The organism is Colwellia sp. MB3u-41 (assembly GCF_014076845.1).
In the GTDB taxonomy this organism is placed as follows: domain Bacteria; phylum Pseudomonadota; class Gammaproteobacteria; order Enterobacterales; family Alteromonadaceae; genus Colwellia_A.
In genome coordinates, this window is sequence record NZ_JACGUT010000082.1 from 272,297 (window position 1) to 289,173 (window position 16,877).

The 16,877-nt window shown below is 38.3% G+C and carries 12 protein-coding genes; 4 read left to right on the plus strand and 8 right to left on the minus strand.

From position 1 onward, the window contains the following. Positions 1-366 precede the first annotated feature (366 nt). The 3 genes from fba to H4J73_RS15020 all read left to right on the plus strand — a co-directional run bounded on the left by fba (position 367) and on the right by H4J73_RS15020 (position 3,160). Positions 367-1,431 (plus strand): class II fructose-bisphosphate aldolase, encoded by a 1,065-nt coding sequence (gene fba / locus H4J73_RS15010; RefSeq protein WP_182223626.1) that lies wholly within the window; start codon positions 367-369, stop codon positions 1,429-1,431. Between the two features lie 123 nt (positions 1,432-1,554). Then, positions 1,555-2,385 (plus strand): mechanosensitive ion channel family protein, encoded by an 831-nt coding sequence (locus H4J73_RS15015; RefSeq protein ID WP_182177131.1) that lies wholly within the window; start codon positions 1,555-1,557, stop codon positions 2,383-2,385. Continuing rightward, positions 2,375-3,160: a YdiY family protein gene (locus H4J73_RS15020; protein ID WP_182177132.1), complete on the plus strand. Its 786-nt coding sequence runs from the start codon at positions 2,375-2,377 to the stop codon at positions 3,158-3,160. Before H4J73_RS15015 ends, H4J73_RS15020 begins: the two co-directional genes overlap by 11 nt. A gap of 88 nt (positions 3,161-3,248) precedes the next feature. On the opposite strand, the gene H4J73_RS15025 is transcribed toward H4J73_RS15020, so the two are convergent. From H4J73_RS15025 to guaB, 3 genes are all read right to left on the minus strand, one after another. Continuing rightward, positions 3,249-6,131, minus strand: a complete 2,883-nt coding sequence (locus H4J73_RS15025; RefSeq protein ID WP_182177133.1) for a hypothetical protein — start codon at positions 6,129-6,131, stop codon at positions 3,249-3,251. A 203-nt stretch (positions 6,132-6,334) separates the two neighbouring features. Further along, the gene (gene guaA / locus H4J73_RS15030) at positions 6,335-7,912 is read right to left on the minus strand and encodes a glutamine-hydrolyzing GMP synthase (RefSeq protein WP_182177134.1); all 1,578 of its coding nucleotides are present in this window, start codon (positions 7,910-7,912) and stop codon (positions 6,335-6,337) included. Between the two features lie 237 nt (positions 7,913-8,149). After that, entirely contained in the window at positions 8,150-9,622 is a 1,473-nt protein-coding gene (gene guaB, locus H4J73_RS15035) for an IMP dehydrogenase (protein ID WP_182177135.1), read from the minus strand. A gap of 349 nt (positions 9,623-9,971) precedes the next feature. Here guaB and xseA point away from each other — a divergent pair, with 349 nt between their 5' ends. Beyond that, positions 9,972-11,315, plus strand: coding sequence for an exodeoxyribonuclease VII large subunit (gene xseA / locus H4J73_RS15040; protein ID WP_182177136.1), 1,344 nt, complete (start codon positions 9,972-9,974; stop codon positions 11,313-11,315). Here the strand turns inward: xseA and H4J73_RS15045 are convergent. The 5 genes from H4J73_RS15045 to hisS all read right to left on the minus strand — a co-directional run bounded on the left by H4J73_RS15045 (position 11,312) and on the right by hisS (position 16,840). Next, positions 11,312-11,995, minus strand: a complete 684-nt coding sequence (locus tag H4J73_RS15045) for a PilZ domain-containing protein (protein ID WP_182177137.1) — start codon at positions 11,993-11,995, stop codon at positions 11,312-11,314. The genes xseA and H4J73_RS15045 overlap by 4 nt on opposite strands. Positions 11,996-12,100: 105 nt before the next feature. After that, positions 12,101-13,561, minus strand: a complete 1,461-nt coding sequence (gene der / locus H4J73_RS15050) for a ribosome biogenesis GTPase Der (RefSeq protein ID WP_182177138.1) — start codon at positions 13,559-13,561, stop codon at positions 12,101-12,103. 133 nt (positions 13,562-13,694) lie between these two features. After that, positions 13,695-14,900: an outer membrane protein assembly factor BamB gene (gene bamB, locus H4J73_RS15055; RefSeq protein ID WP_182223625.1), complete on the minus strand. Its 1,206-nt coding sequence runs from the start codon at positions 14,898-14,900 to the stop codon at positions 13,695-13,697. A gap of 17 nt (positions 14,901-14,917) precedes the next feature. Then, complete coding sequence (locus H4J73_RS15060; protein WP_182177140.1) at positions 14,918-15,556, minus strand: tetratricopeptide repeat protein; 639 nt, start codon at positions 15,554-15,556, stop codon at positions 14,918-14,920. A gap of 9 nt (positions 15,557-15,565) precedes the next feature. Next, a complete protein-coding gene (gene hisS, locus H4J73_RS15065; RefSeq protein ID WP_182177141.1) occupies positions 15,566-16,840 on the minus strand; it encodes a histidine--tRNA ligase in 1,275 nt (424 codons plus the stop codon). Positions 16,841-16,877: the final 37 nt, after the last annotated feature.

The window sequence follows — 16,877 nt, forward strand, 5'->3', positions numbered from 1 at the left end:
TTATAGATCAGGGCTTTTTCATTTTTAGATAACTATCATTGTATTTTAACTAATAAAGTTTTTATAAAACAAAAATATCACTTCATCATAACTTCTGCTCTTTCGTTGTAAACTTACAAAACAAAAGTATAAATTTCTCTCAAAAAGTGAGTTAAATGGGATTCTTGACGGTAATTATCGAACATTATTTAAATCAGACATAAAACAAACAAATAAAAACCACTGAGGCGACATTTTTTTCTTTTGCCATGTCAATTTCTTATCTGATATACTTACGTTACGAAAGCTTAAATTTCATAATGAAACTTGCGTTTTGAAATTAAGTAAAAACACTATATAACATCTTAAATACTTAGGAGTAATTCAATGGCTTTAATTTCTATGCGCCAAATGTTAGATCACGCAGCAGAATACGGATACGGTATTCCCGCTTTTAACGTTAACAACTTAGAACAAGTCAGAGCAATCATGATCGCTGCAGACAAAACCAATAGCCCGGTTATTTTACAAGGCTCTGCAGGTGCTCGTAAGTATGCTGGTGCTCCTTTTTTACGTCACTTAATTCTAGCCGCAATTGAAGAATTCCCTCATATCCCTGTTGTTATGCATCAAGATCACGGCACCTCACCCAGTGTTTGTCAGCGTTCAATTCAATTAGGTTTTTCATCCGTCATGATGGACGGTTCTTTGATGTCTGACGGTAAAACACCTTCAAGCTACGAATACAATGTAGATGTAACACGTAGAACTGTCGAAATGGCTCATGCTTGTGGTGTTTCTGTTGAAGGTGAATTAGGCTGTTTAGGTTCTTTAGAAACCGGAGAAGCCGGTGAAGAAGACGGTATTGGCGCAGTAGGTATTTTAACGAAAGAACAAATGTTAACAGACCCTGAAGAAGCCGCGGACTTTGTTAAGAAAACTCAAGTTGATGCTTTAGCTATTGCTTGTGGTACCTCTCATGGTGCTTACAAATTTACCCGTCCGCCAACAGGCGATATTCTAGCCATTGACCGTATTAAAGCGATACATAATCGTATCCCAAATACCCACTTAGTGATGCACGGTTCATCATCAGTCCCGCAAGAGTGGTTAGCAATTATCAATGAATATGGTGGTAATATTCCTGAAACTTACGGCGTGCCAGTAGAGCAAATTCAAGAAGGTATTAAAAACGGTGTGCGTAAAATTAATATCGATACTGATTTACGTTTAGCATCAACGGGGGCAACTCGTCGCTTCTTAGCACACAACCCAAGCGAATTTGACCCACGTAAATTTTTAGCTGAAACCACTAAAGCGATGACTGAAATTTGTATTGCGCGTTATGACTCATTTGGCGCTTCAGGTAACGCAGATAAAATCAAACCTATTTCATTAGATACAATGTTTGATTTATACGATGCAGGCAAGCTTACTGCTATTGTAAAGTAGTTAACATCTCATCGATAAAAAAGGGCTTAGGCCCTTTTTTTATGGGCATTTTTTATAATATAATTAGAAATCGTTATACAAGTTAACTATAATCATTGGGCTATTTTTCCACGGAGTATAAAAATGGACAATATCATTAATTGGTTAAATGAAAATCAACCAATGTTACAAGAAAACCTAATAAAATTTATTATTGCAGTAGCTATCTTTATCATCGGTAGACTTTTCGCAAAACTCATCAGTTCAGCAACAAAAAAAGTATTAACGCATAAAAAATTCGATAATACCGTAATTTCTTTTATCGCTAGCTTAATTTATGGCTTAGTTGTGATGGTTGCCTTTATTGCTGCAATTTCTCACTTAGGTTTTAATACCACCTCATTAGTGGCAATTGTGGGTGCCGCTGGTCTTGCTATAGGCTTAGCATTACAAGGCTCGTTATCAAATTTTGCTTCCGGCATCTTACTTATTTCATTAAAGCCTTTTAAAGCTGGAGATTTTGTAGAGATCGCAGGTACCGCAGGTATTGTTGAAGAAGTCCATGTATTTTCAACACAGTTAAGAACCGGTGATAACAAAACAGTTATTATTCCTAATGGTGGCATTACAAATGGCACAATTACTAACTACTCAGCAAAACCTACGAGAAGAATAGATTTAGTGATTGGTGTTGGTTATAGCGCAGATTTAAAGCTAACAAAAAAAATATTAAAAGATGTGGTTAGTCGCCATGACTTAGTTTTAAAAGAACCTGCTATTACCATAGGTGTTAGTGCATTAGCCGATAGCTCGGTAAACTTTATTGTGCGTCCATGGGTTAAAACAGCCGATTATTGGCCTGTACATTTTGATTTATTAGAAGCAATTAAAATGGCCTTAGACGATGCTGGCATTGAAATCCCATTCCCACAACTTTCTGTACATGTTAATCAAGAGACCAAAAATGAACAATAAATTAGTAATTCTTGCCTTATGCGGCAGCTTATCACTTAATACCTTTGCCGAAGAAGTAGAAGCTCCTAAAGATCCATTAAGTATGTCAGCGGAATTAGGCGCACTATTTAAAACGGGTGACAATAAAAGTACTGATATAAAAGCAGGCTTCGATTTAGATCATCAATTAGGCGAATGGCGAAGTACGGTTCGCTTTGACTTGCTTGCAAGTAAAGCTGAAATTGAAGATGAAGAGGGTGTTGAACGCTCTCAAACAACAGATCAACAATGGAAAATAGTCGGTCAAACAAACTATACCATTGGCACTAAAAAAACCAATTACGTTTACGGAAATCTATCACACGACGACAATCGTTTTGGTGGATTTGAAACTCAAAGTTCGATTTCTGCTGGTTGGGGTCGTCGTTGGTATGAAAGTAAAATGGCTACCTTTGATGCTGATATTGGACCGGGTTACAAAAAAGACGTCGTGCGTTTAGAAGATGAAAACGGTAATGAGTACACTGAAAACAAGGGCGCTTTCATTATTCAAGCGCAAGCATTGTACACGCGTAAGTTAAACGAACATGTTAAATTTAAACAGCTATTTGTTGCTAAATACGCAACAAAAAGTGGCGAAAACAGTAATTATCAAGCTGAAAGCTCTATTACAACAAAATTGATTTCTACTTTACAGCTAAAAGTTAGCTTTAAGATTGATCATAATACTGATGTTGAAGAAGGCAAAGAAAACACCAATACTCAAACGGCGTTAACACTGGTTTATAGCTTCTAATTAACTTTACTTGGTTTGATTTAACTGAGTATGATCTAGCCTACGATCGTTTATTTATATTCGCAGGCTAGTTTTTCTATACTTTTACTTACTTAAATTGATAAGTACCTGAAAGATAAAACTGACTTTGATCTTCAATTAAGTCAGTAAAGGTATTTTGCTCTTCATACCAAGAAAATCCTGCCAGTAAGGTTAAGCCATCAAGTAATGGTGTCATGTTTCCTGTCATTGATATTTTTAATTCAACACCATAAGCAGCAAGAGTGTCATTTTCGTCAGCTTCATGTTGTAAATAGAACAGTGTAAAATCGTTTACGTCTACTTCAACATTATGCTGTTTGAAGTGAAAGCCTGTTTGCCATGCAAGTGGCACTCTTGGATCTACTTTATGACTTGTTAATACTTGGCTCGTTGTTGTTGCTAATTGTCCACCTTGAGTCAATAACGCATAGAATGGTGTGTCATCATCAACTTCACTGTCTTGATAGCTGTATTTCAATGCGTAATCTTCAATACTTATAAAAGCTCCAAGCCCAACATCATTTCTTTGCCACGTATGCTTTTCTTGTTTTGAACTTTCATAATCAATAAGTGCAGCATTGAATGAAAAACCATAGTTAATTCTGCCTATATTATGCTGAAAAGCATATTGGCCTTGTACGCGATAATGATTAATTTCATCGTCTGCTTGCGTGAGTAAACTATCAGAAAAATATTCAATATCATCAGTACCCACGCCAAGTTGTACTTTCAACTGACTGCTGTCTGATATTATAAATGTTTTCGCTAAATCTATATTGAATAACTGGTTTTTACGCTTCAAAGAATCATTTTCATATTTGCTATCAATAAACTCAGCAAACCACTCGATATTTTGCCAGTTACTCTTAATTGATATCGCGCCATGATCTTGCTGGTCTCCATGAGTAACCGCCGCTTGCCAACGTAAGCGTCCTAATGGATCGCCACCACGAATGACGAGATCCAGACCATTATCCTCATTACTGATATAGCCTGTAGTCAATGTTATAATCCCTGTTTGCGGGCCTATACCGTAATTTTTTGTCGATAAGTCACTTGCTAAACTTATTTCTGGTACCGGTTTATCAAGTGTTAACAGCTCATAGTTACCTGATGGTAGCTTTTGCTCTGTTATACTTTTATTAAGATCTTGGCTATAAGTATCTTGCCCTTGGCTAGTGGTAGATAAGTAAATTAACTGGTCATTAATAGTAAAGGCATTGGTGGCAAGTTTCTCCCCTTGGGTAAGTTGCTGCCAAGATTTTGTCTCGGGTTGTAAACGATAAACATCAACCGCAACATTGTCTTTAACCCCCCTACTTACTTCTTGAGTGATATTATTATGGCTTTGTGAAAAATATACCCCCTCTGTTTGCCAACGCAAATGCGAGGTATAATTTCCTGTTAACGGTAAGTTGACAACTTGCCACTTTTGCGTGGCTAATTGGTAAAAGTGTATCTGCCAATGCTTTTCATGAATAGCCATTAACGCAAGTGTTTCACCATCAGGACTCAACGTTAAGTTGTCCATCGGTTGATTAAGTCTTTTGCTATCAAGAGACTGATAACTTCCGTCACCTAACGAAATTTTTATCAGTTGATTAAAACCAGCAAAATGCGAGGTCGCGATCACTGACTTTTTATCGGGCGTAAGCGTAAAGTCATGAAGACGCAAAGATTGTGTTATTTTTTCAACCTTGCCTGTTGTTAGTTCAACCTTCACTAGTTCAAAACCCAACTCTTGATTGTCTTGTAACTGAGATTGCAATACCAAGGCGTGATTATCGTCTAACCAACGTGCTTGTCGCCATTGCGACTTTTTAGCTGATTTTATGACGATTTCAGCTTCTCGATTAAAGACTTCAGGCGTGCTATTAGCAACATCTTCTTTATCAGCTTCAAGCAACTTTTCGTTATCTTCGATAAATTTATCTTTCGCTTTGTTATTTTCTGCAAACGAGAAAATACTGAGTGTTGTATAACCTTTGTCGTCTACTTCAAGTTGCAATAACTTATCTTGTTGCGGAGAAGGTTCACTACTGATCACTTTAAAACTATTGTTTTGCCACACACTTCCGGTGTTATCCGTGATAAGTTGTGTTTGTTTAGCGGATACCGTTTGTTCAACAACAAACTTTTTATATAAAGTTCTTGGACTATCTAGAAATAAGCCGGTAAAAGCATCGTCAAAGTCACGGTATTTTTTTGCTGTACTACGTTTCCATAACTGCTGCAGTTTTTCTTGACCATAATTTGCCTGTAACCAAAATAAAAATGCGCTACCTTGATAATACGCCATACGGTTACCTTCATAGCTACTATTACCATTTAAGGCATCATAACTGGGTAATTGGCCTTCTGTAGCCCACTGCTGCAACATCGCTTTGATATAATCACTGTTTACTCGCCCTTGCTGAGTATATTCTGTTTCGATGACTGTTGCGTATCCTTCTGTTACCCAACGAGGATAGCGGGAAAAATTAAGTATGTCGGAATCAAGTACGCTTGAATCTAACATTGAACGCCAACTACGGCTTGGCTGTGACATGTGAATTTTATGGGTAAGCTCATGACTTATCACTAAATCTAGCCAGTCGTTATATGCGCCAAGCGCTTCTTCAGAACGCGGAGAACTGGAAAAGACTTTAACTATTTTCCCTGCTGTTAAGGGAATTGCATAGCCATTCGCTTGGTGAAAATCGTCACCAATAAGGAAATCTAATTTATCGTTTTGCTCAAAACCCACTCGAGCACTCACATCAGCATAAATAGGTTCAAACTTACTCGCGACTTGTTGTGCAAAGGCTTGGTAGTCTTTATGGAAATGAATGCGTGCATGTTCTGTTTCAATAGTTTGTAATGAATCTTCTGCTTGTACTAGCGGAGAAAAAAATGATGATACTACGGTGCTACCTAATGTAGCTAAAAGTGCGAGCGTTATTTTATTCATAAACGTAAATTCTTCCTTTAATTTTTTACTAACTGTTTATCAGCAATAAAGAGTTAGTCTTTCTTTTTACAATTTTATTACAAAAAATATTAAATGAATGTTTAAAAAGTGGGGATACGCTATGTGGCAGGAATATATGATAAAAAAAACCTTAACATTTTTAGAAAATATTAAGGCTTTTATTATTTATACAGTAGAGGGGGTTATTCCCACTCAATTGTCGCAGGTGGTTTACCTGAAATATCGTAAACAACACGAGAAATACCATCAATCTCGTTAATAATACGGTTAGAGACTACCCCTAAGAAATCATAAGGTAAATGTGACCAACGCGCGGTCATAAAATCAATAGTTTCCACACAACGTAGTGATACTACCCAGTCATATTTACGTGCATCACCCATAACGCCAACTGACTTCACCGGTAAAAACACCGTAAACGCTTGGCTTACTTTGGTGTATAAATCATGTTTGTGTAATTCTTCAATGAAAATAGCATCTGCACGGCGTAATAAGTCAGCATATTCTTTTTTCACTTCACCTAAAATACGTACACCTAATCCAGGTCCAGGGAACGGGTGACGATAAAGCATGTCGTAGGGTAAACCAAGCTCTAAGCCTATCTTACGTACTTCATCTTTAAAGAGTTCACGTAAAGGCTCCACTAGCCCTAATTTCATGTAATCAGGTAAGCCACCAACATTATGATGTGATTTAATTACATGTGCTTTACCCGTTGCAGAGGCCGCAGATTCAATAACATCTGGATAGATAGTGCCTTGTGCTAACCATTTAGCATTATCAAGCTTGTTCGATTCTTCTTCGAAAACATCAATAAAAACATTACCGATAATTTTACGCTTTGCTTCTGGCTCACTTTCACCCGCTAAACGGTTTAAAAATCGATCTTCTGCTTCAATTTTAATGATATTTAAACCGAAGTGGTCACCAAACATATCCATGACTTGCTGGCCTTCGTCTAAACGAAGTAAACCATTATCAACAAATACACAAGTCAATTTATCGCCAATAGCACGATGTAATAACATAGCAACTACTGATGAATCAACTCCGCCTGAAAGACCTAAGATAACTTCGTCGTCACCGACTTGAGCTTTCATTTTAGCGATAGCATCATCAATAATCGATGATGCAGTCCATAATTTTTCACACTGACAAATTTCAACAACAAAGTTTTCTAAAATTCGTAAACCTTGTTTAGTGTGAGTCACTTCAGGGTGAAACTGTACACCATAAAATTGCTTTTCTTCATTTGCCATTGCTGCATAAGCACAACTTGGCGTTTGTGCAACGCTAACAAAACCTTCAGGGATAGCAGACACTTTATCACCGTGGCTCATCCAAACGTCAAGCAAAGCATTACCATTACCGCCAATACTGTCTTCAACATTATTAAATAATGCAGATTTTGTAATAAGTTCAACTGCAGCATAACCAAATTCTTTATGCGTTGAACTTTGTACGCCACCGCCAAGTTGTTCAGCCATTGTTTGCATGCCGTAACAAATGCCTAATACCGGAACACCAGCGCTATAAACATATTCAGGTGCACGAGGTGAGTTTTCTGCAGTGACCGACTCAGGGCCGCCAGCTAGAATGATACCTGTTGGGTTAAACCCTTTTATTTGCTCTTCAGTTACATCCCAAGACCAAAGTTCACAATAAACGCCTATTTCACGAACGCGACGCGCAATGAGCTGGGTGTATTGAGAACCAAAATCTAAAATTAGTATTCGGTGATCATGAATGTCTTTACTCATGTTGTTTTCCTACTTTATTTAACTATTTATAAAATGAACAGGCTGAGTTGTTATCTCATTAAGATGTCAACTCAGCCTGTTTGAATTTTTTGTTTTCTTACATCAATAAAAACGTAAGAATAGTTGAGTTTGATGCTAGTTAATATTCTGGCAAAGAAGAGGCACGGAGTTGACGTTAGTCAATGAGTACCGCTGATGCAGTCATTATGTTAACTAGCAATAAAATCAGCTGTTCGATTAGCCCATACGATAGTTAGGTGCTTCTTTAGTGATTGCCACGTCATGTACATGTGACTCACCCATACCCGCAGAGGTTATTTTCATAAACTCTGGTTTCGTGCGCATTATCTCAATATCTTTAGAGCCCGTTAAGCCCATTGATGAACGTAATCCACCCATTTGTTGATGAATAATGGCTGAAACTGGGCCTTTATAAGCAACTCGACCTTCAATACCTTCAGGTACTAATTTGTCTGCCTCGCCATCTGTCTTTTGAAAGTATCTGTCGCTAGAACCATCTTTTTGAGCCATAGCACCTAACGAACCCATACCACGATAAGATTTGTAGTAGCGGCCTTGATAAAGCTCGACTTCACCAGGAGATTCTTCGGTACCCGCTAACATGCTACCAACCATAACGCAGTGTGCGCCAGCAACAAGTGCTTTAGCAATATCACCAGAGAAACGAATGCCACCATCAGCAATAACAGGAATACCTGTGCCTTTAAGCGCTTCTACTGCATTTGATATAGCGGTTAGTTGTGGTACACCAACACCCGTAACAATACGCGTAGTACAAATTGAACCTGGGCCAATGCCAACTTTTACCGCGTCGACGCCAACATCGGCTAAGGCTTTTGCGCCAGAGCCAGTTGCAACATTACCCGCAACAATTTGTAAGTCAGGGTATTTGTCACGAGTTTCTTTAACTCGGTCAAGAACACCTTGAGAGTGACCATGAGAAGTGTCAATTAATAGAACGTCAACTCCTGCGGCAACTAACGCGTCAATACGTTCATCAGTACCCGCACCAACACCTACCGCAGCACCAACACGTAAACGACCAAGGTGATCTTTACAGGCATTTGGCTTATTTTCAGCTTTTTGATAATCTTTAGCGGTAATTAAGCCAACTAATTTGAACGCATCATCAACCACTAAAATTTTCTCAATACGGTTACTGTGCATTAAGCCTAGAATTTCTTCACGAGCAGCACCTTCTTTCACCGTCACTAAGTTTTCTTTAGGTGTCATCAGTGCTGATACTGGCTTGGTTAAGTCAGTTTCAAAGCGTAAATCACGACCCGTAATAATACCGGTAAGATTGCTATTTTTATCAACAACAGGAAAACCAGAAAAACCTAGGTCATCAGCTTTATGCATAACTTCTTCAATCGTAAAATCAGCATTGACTGTCACGGGATCTGAAACAATACCACTTTCGTATTTTTTTACTTTTAATACGTTAGCCGCTTGTTCAGCAATGGTCATATTTTTGTGAATAAAACCTAAGCCGCCTTCTTGCGCCAGTGTAATAGCAAGAGGTGCTTCAGTAACTGTATCCATAGACGCAGAAACCATAGGTATATTCAAATTGATTTTACGGGTTAATTTAGTTTTTAAATCAGCCGTGTGTGGGAGTACATTTGAATGAGCAGGTACAAGTAATACGTCATCAAACGTTAGTGCTTCTTGGGCAATTCTTAGCATCGCAACATCTCTCTAAAAAGGTTGGTTAGGGAGTGAATATTGCGGCAGAATTTTAACCGCTTTGTTGTTTGAGAACAACTTAAATTTAACGATAAGCTAAAATAAATATCTCTAAGTAGTTTGTAGAAATATATAACACACACGTTGCTCTTGAATATGCGGGATTCAGCTCGAATGATAAACGGCTTTAGGCAAGCTATTGATTGAAGATAATAGTTATTCTATTTTTGAAATCAATAACGTAGAATAAAGTGTTTACAAAATAACCCTTCGGGGAAACCTGAGCAAATTCAAGTAGAGCGAGTATATCGATTAAAATCGCTTTCACATTATAAAAAGTAAGTGATTTATGGCTACGCAGCACATTTTACAAGTAAGTGAACTCACAAAAAAAGTAAAGTTCATGCTAGAAAGTGAACTTAATACCGTATGGTTATGTGGTGAAATATCAAATTTCATTGCGGCTAGCTCAGGTCATTGGTATTTATCACTCAAGGACAGTAAATCACAAGTGCGATGTGCGATGTTTAAAGGCAACAATCGACGAGTAAGGTTAACGGGAAGTTCAACACCACGCAATGGTCAACAAGTTTTAGTGCGTGCCAAGGTTTCTTTGTATGAGCCTCGAGGCGATTTTCAATTAATTATTGAAATGATGGAAGATGCCGGTGAAGGCATATTAAGGCAACAGTTTGAGCAGTTAAAAAGCAAGTTGAATGCACAAGGGTTATTCGGCCAACAATTCAAGCAAAAAATTCCTCGAAACATTACAACTGTTGGTGTCGTTACTTCACCAACAGGCGCAGCAGTAAAAGATATTATTTCTGTTCTGCAAAGGCGTAACCCCACTATTGCTGTCGTCATTTACCCCGCCCTTGTTCAGGGCAAGCACGCCAAAGGTGATATTGCTGATGCTATTGATATTGCCAATCAACGTGAAGAGTGCCAAGTATTAATTGTCGGTCGTGGTGGTGGATCTCTGGAAGATTTATGGCCCTTTAACGAAGAAGACGTAGTCAATGCTATTTTTCACAGTCGTATTCCTGTGATCAGCGCTGTGGGTCACGAAATAGACACAACATTAAGTGATCTCGTTGCTGATTTAAGAGCACCAACACCGTCGGCTGCTGCAGAGCTCGTTTCACAAGACAATAGTGAATTACAAACGCGATTACGTGAGTTGTCAAAGCGAGCTCAACATTTATTTACTCAAAAAGTTAAACAAGAAAATTTAACCTTACAGACTTTAATACATCGATTAACGCAAGTTCATCCCGAAAGGAAACTTCAACAGTACCAGCAAAAATCAGATGAGTTAAACATCCGCCTAGATAAAGTAATAAAGCATCAGTTTGAACGTTTTAGGCAAGCCCCCGAAAAACTAGCCAGGGATTTACAATATTGCGATCCAAGTAAAGTTATTATTCAACATCAAAAGACACTTAGCCACTTAGATGAAAAATTACAAAGAGATTTTCATCTTATTGTAAAAAACAAAACTGAACATTTTATCAGTGTCATTGAACAGCTTAATATTGTTAGCCCACTCGCAACGATTGCTCGTGGCTATAGTGTCAGTAGAAATAGTCGCCATCAAATTATAAGAACAAAAGATCAAGTGAGTGTCGGCGATGAAATATCAATTCAAGTGAACGACGGCAGTATTTTTACAAAAGTTATCAGCAATGTTTAATTTTCAGCAATAACGGCATGCTGAAGTAATTTTATTACTGAGGCTTTGCTTTTCTCTTCAAATTTTAGTCCAATACAAAGACCATTGGCTTGTGGTTTATAACTACACGTTTGGGCTAAAAACTTTAAGTTGCCAAGTCCTTGGAAGTCTTCAACGACTAATTCGACAGATTTATCTTTTTCCATCACTAAAGATTCACCATTATTAATCAATACTTGGCAGCCGTTCACTGAAATATCAATAATTGTCGCTTGCCAATATTCTTTGGCGATTTTTATCTTTGCAATAATGTCGGTATCAATGCGCATTGCTGACCGTAAACTTTGTAAGCTCACTGAACGAGGGAAATCAAGCACGATTAATCGAGAGGGAATTTGTAACGTTTGTTTCACATTACTCACAAAAGCCACTACAGCACCTTCATGTCCTTCAATTAAACCACGAACAGTAATTACCGTTCCTTGAGTAATATGTTGCGAAAAACTGCCTAATTTTTTAGGGTCTGGAAATTGTATCAACACATAATTTTTTGGTAAATAACCAATAAAGGTGCTGCGAAATTTTGCTTTTTGTCCTGCTGGTGTTGCTATATCGATCGTGATGGTAGAGCCTGATTGCAATAAACCGAGGTTTCGATTTAAGCGGTTAACCAACGCAATTTTTTGAGGGCGAGCAGCCATAATGTTAACATTTAAGAATAATTCTTTTAAATGTAGCACTTAGCAAAAAGCCAATCAAATGATTGGCTTCAGTAATACGCATTTAATTTTAGAAAGAATAAATAATTAGTCTTTTTTATAACCTTGAGTCGCTCTTGCCATTTTCTTTTGCTCGGTATAGGTCAACTTCTTCTTACCTGCAAATGGGTTACTGGTTTCTCTAAACTCAATTCTAATAGGCGTACCCATTATTTTTAATGATTTACGGTAGTAGTTCATTAAGTAGCGCTTATAAGAAATAGGCAACTTCTTCGCCAAGTTACCATGAATTACGATGATAGGCGGGTTATAACCACCGGCATGTGCGTATTTAAGCTTAACTCTACGTCCTTGATGCATTGGCGGTTGATGATCAAACGCAGCCATATCTAATATCTTGGTGACCATTGAAGTCGAAATACGTTTAGTTGCAGAAATAAAAGCTTCTTCAACAGACTCGTATAAATGACCTACGCCTGTACCGTGTAATGCTGAGATAAAATGGATACGCGCAAAATCGATAAAGCCTAAACGACGATCTAATTCAGTTTTAATACGATCTTTAACATGCTCTTCTAACCCATCCCATTTATTAACCGCTAGCACCAAAGAACGACCAGCTTCTAAGATAAAACCTAATAAACTTAAATCTTGATCAGAGATACCTTCACGAGCATCAATAATTAATAAACACACATTCGCATCTTCAATAGCACGCAAGGTTTTAATCACTGAATATTTTTCAACAACATCAGTGACGTTTTTGCGACGACGAATACCCGCCGTATCAATAAGCGTATATTCACGACCATTATGTTCCATAGGAATATAAACACTATCACGCGTGGTACCTGGCGCATCAAACACAACAACACGGTCTTCACCTAATATACGGTTAGTCAGTGTTGACTTGCCAACGTTAGGCTTACCAATAATGGCGAGTTTGATTTTATCATTTTCAAAAGGTGCTTCAGCGATTTTTTCTTCATCAGTTTTACCTGAGAATTCTTGTGCACCATCAAATTCATCATTTTCGCGGGCTTCACCCAATGCTTCTATGTGCGGTGTTAAGGCCAGCGTTAATAACTGGGTAACACCGCGGCCATGAGCCGCTGCGATTTTATGCACCGTATCACCCAGTGACAACTCATAAAATTCAGCAACAGCAGAGTCGGCATCTATACCGTCAACTTTATTCGCCACCAAAAATATTTTTTTATTTTGTTTACGAAGGTAGTCGGCAATACCTATATCCGCTGATGTTAAACCATCGCGCGCATCAACCATAAACAATACGGCATCAGCTTCTTCTATCGCCATCAGTGACTGTTCAGCCATCAATGCATCAATACCTTGCTCATTGCCATTGATACCACCGGTATCAATAACAATAAACGGATGATCTTCTACTTTCGCTTGACCATATTGGCGGTCACGCGTTAAACCCGGATAATCTGCTACAAGCGCATCACGGCTTCGGGTTAATCGGTTAAATAAGGTCGATTTGCCAACATTAGGACGTCCGACAAGTGCAACTACTGGAAGCATGTTTACCTCTATAAATTCATTTGTAGAGTAAACACCGCTCTGCAAAATGCAAAACTTTTACTCTATGTAATAACAAACAACGGCTCCAATGCATTTTGCAATGGAGCCGTTTAATTCTAGCCGATAAAAAAACTTATGGAATTTTTATCGCTTGTAAATCACCATTACGTGATTGTGCATAAATAATATTTTCATGAACAGTTGGCGTAATATTTAAACCACTGCTGTCTACTTCATGACGAGAAACAATATCTCCTGTTGCTTGGTCTATAAAGTGAAGATAACCTTCTAAATCACCAACAATAATATAGTTACCTAAAACAGCAGGTCCTGTAACACCACGATTTGTTAATGAAAGCTGACTCCATTTTTCAAAACCGTTTTGGCGATCAACCGCATAAACGTGACCTTTAACATCGGTTAAAAAGATAGTATTACCATCGATAGACAAGTCATGATATGACGAATATTGACGTTCCCAAAGCATACGGCCTGTACGTAAATCAACAGCGGTTAAGCGACCTTTTACAGAGATACTATAAACTTTGTCGCCAAAAATAAGCGGCGTAGAATCAACATCAATCACACGTTCTAATTGTGTAGAACCTAACGCTTCACCGACTTCTATAGTCCAGCCTTGCTGACCACTTTCAAGGATATAAACACTCAGCGTTCCATCGGCTGAGCCAACCATGACTCCGCCAGAAGAAATAGCAGGAGAACTTACACCACGTAAAGTTAAAGCAGGAACTTCTTGCTCAATTTGCCATTCGTCTTGACCATTCGATGCATTAAATGCCTTAATAACACCAGAAGCGGTATTTACTACCAATATCCCAGCATCAATGGCAGGAGCCGCAATAACTTCTCCCTTCACTTTACCTTGCCAGTCAAGTTTACCAGTATCAGCGTCTAGTGCGAATACTTCACCATTTTCACTACCAATAAATATTTTCTGAATACCCGTAATTGGGCCACCATTTAATAAAGCAGATTGGCGACTATCAAAGAATCCGCGGTCACCTTTTATATCACTTAAATCTGTTGACCAAATTTCGTTACCATTTTTAAGTTCAAGCGCAACAACGTCTCCCTCTCGACTCGCACTATAAAGCTTGCCATAAGCAACATTAGGTTTAATACGCGAAAAGTAATCGCTTACACCATTACCAACACTTGATTCCCAAAGCACATCAGCCTCAAATGTTTGATTAATTTCTGTTAATTCAGCAACTTTTGTCGCCTCATCTTCTTCATCAGTTGACGAGCAAGCACTTAGTCCTAAAGACAATAGCGCTATCGCTAACAACTTTTTATTAAAGCGTATTTTCTTAAGCATATTAATGATCAGCCTCTTTATTTAGCAATAGATGATAATTGGGCTAAATCATTTAATTTCATTTGTAACGCACTGTTGTTTGCTTGGCCTTCAACGTCAAGCGCTGCTTGATAAGCATTACGAGCAAGTTCTATTTTACCTTGTTTAAAGTATGCATCGCCTCTAGTTTCTTCAACAGTGCCTTTGAATGATTCAGGTAGCGTTACAGAGATTGTTGCTAAAGCTTCAGTGTACTGTTCAAGTTGTATTTGTACACGTGCTAACCGAACACTGGCAATAGCTTTAACACCTTGATTTGTAGCACTTTCAATAGCTGTAGTTAAGTGTTTAGCCACTTGAGTCCAATCTTTATGAGTAGCCGCTTCTTTTGCTAAAGCAAAAGCGGTTAATGAAGCGTAACTCGAGTCTTTATTTTCAGTAATAAATTTATTCGCACTTGTCGAAAAAAGCTTTTCCTTTTTACCGGCGCTTTCCATAACAGTTTGATAAGCATCAGAAGTTTCAACTTCGTTAGCTAACTGTGCTTCTTTATAATAATTAAAACCAATAAATCCAGCAAAACCTAATACTAAACCAGCAATAACGGCAGTACCATTTTCTTTCCAAAAACCTTTAATGGCTTCTACTTGTTGTTCTTCTGTTTGATAAACGTCCACTACTTCACCTTAAATTAAACTGTTTAATAAAGCTGGCACTTGTTCAAGCGACACCTTTTGCTGTTCATGTTGTCCACGCAAATACTTTATCGTTACGCTTTGCTCAGCAAGTTCATCTTCACCGATGATAATTGCCACTTGCGCACTCGATTTATCTGCCCGTTTCATTTGTTTTTTCATATTACCACCACCGCAGTGGTTTTGTATGCGAATATCTTTAACTTGATTGCGCCATTCTTCACTTAGTAGTGCGGCTTGAATATCAACACCTTCACCTAAACCAATAACATAAACATCAACTTGTGCGCGAATGTCATTGACTTTTTCCAAGCTCGTTAACATTAATACTAAGCGTTCTATACCTAAGGCAAAGCCAAATGCCGGCGTTGCTTTTCCACCCAACTGCTCGACTAGGCCGTCATAACGGCCGCCTGCACAAATAGTACCTTGTGCGCCTAAGCTGTCAGTTACCCATTCAAAGACGGTGCGATTGTAATAATCTAGACCACGAACTAAACGATCGTTAATCACATATTTTATACCTGCAGCATCTAAACGCTGACAAACACCCGCAAAGTGGGTTGTAGATTCTTCACCAAAATAATCACTTAGTTTTGGTGCGCCAATTAAAGCGGCTTGTACATCTTTGTTCTTACTATCTAAAACGCGTAATGGGTTGGTATGCATTCTACGTTTAGAGTCTTCATCAAGTTGATCTTCTTTTTCAGTCAAGAAAATCACTAAAGCGTCACGATAATTTGCACGTTCTTCATTTGAACCTAATGAGTTTAGCTCTAGTGTGACAAACTCATTGATGCCAAGTTCCCGCCAAAGACGAGAAGTTAACATAATAATTTCTGCATCTATGTCAGGTGTCGCAATGCCAAAGGCTTCTAAGCCAAATTGGTGAAACTGACGATAGCGACCTTTTTGTGGGCGTTCATGCCTAAACATCGGCCCCATGTACCATAAACGTTGTTCTTGGTTGTACAATAAGCCATGTTGATTACCGGCACGGACACAACAGGCAGTGCCTTCGGGTCGAAGCGTTAAACTGTCGCCGTTACGATCATCAAAAGTATACATTTCTTTTTCAACAATATCGGTAACTTCGCCAATAGAACGTTTGAAAAGCGTTGTAGATTCAACAATTGGCATACGTATTTCAGCAAAACCATAGCTACTAGCCACTCGACGTAAAACTGTTTCAACCATTTGCCAAATAGGAGTTTCAGTGGGTAAACAATCGTTCATTCCCCTGACGGCTTGTAATGTTTTACTCAAAGTAAGGTTCTCTCTTATCTACTGTAAAATAGGTAAT

Excerpts from the sequence above, each read along its gene's own strand:
- guaB (WP_182177135.1), bottom strand. The coding sequence starts at position 9,622 with ATGCTAAGAATTGCCCAAGAAGCACTAACGTTTGATGACGTATTACTT.
- H4J73_RS15025 (WP_182177133.1), bottom strand. The coding sequence starts at position 6,131 with ATGAATAAAATAACGCTCGCACTTTTAGCTACATTAGGTAGCACCGTA.
- fba (WP_182223626.1), top strand. The coding sequence starts at position 367 with ATGGCTTTAATTTCTATGCGCCAAATGTTAGATCACGCAGCAGAATAC.
- guaA (WP_182177134.1), bottom strand. The coding sequence starts at position 7,912 with ATGAGTAAAGACATTCATGATCACCGAATACTAATTTTAGATTTTGGT.
- der (WP_182177138.1), bottom strand. The coding sequence starts at position 13,561 with ATGCTTCCAGTAGTTGCACTTGTCGGACGTCCTAATGTTGGCAAATCG.
- H4J73_RS15015 (WP_182177131.1), top strand. The coding sequence starts at position 1,555 with ATGGACAATATCATTAATTGGTTAAATGAAAATCAACCAATGTTACAA.
- H4J73_RS15020 (WP_182177132.1), top strand. The coding sequence starts at position 2,375 with ATGAACAATAAATTAGTAATTCTTGCCTTATGCGGCAGCTTATCACTT.
- H4J73_RS15045 (WP_182177137.1), bottom strand. The coding sequence starts at position 11,995 with ATGGCTGCTCGCCCTCAAAAAATTGCGTTGGTTAACCGCTTAAATCGA.
- xseA (WP_182177136.1), top strand. The coding sequence starts at position 9,972 with ATGGCTACGCAGCACATTTTACAAGTAAGTGAACTCACAAAAAAAGTA.
- bamB (WP_182223625.1), bottom strand. The coding sequence starts at position 14,900 with ATGCTTAAGAAAATACGCTTTAATAAAAAGTTGTTAGCGATAGCGCTA.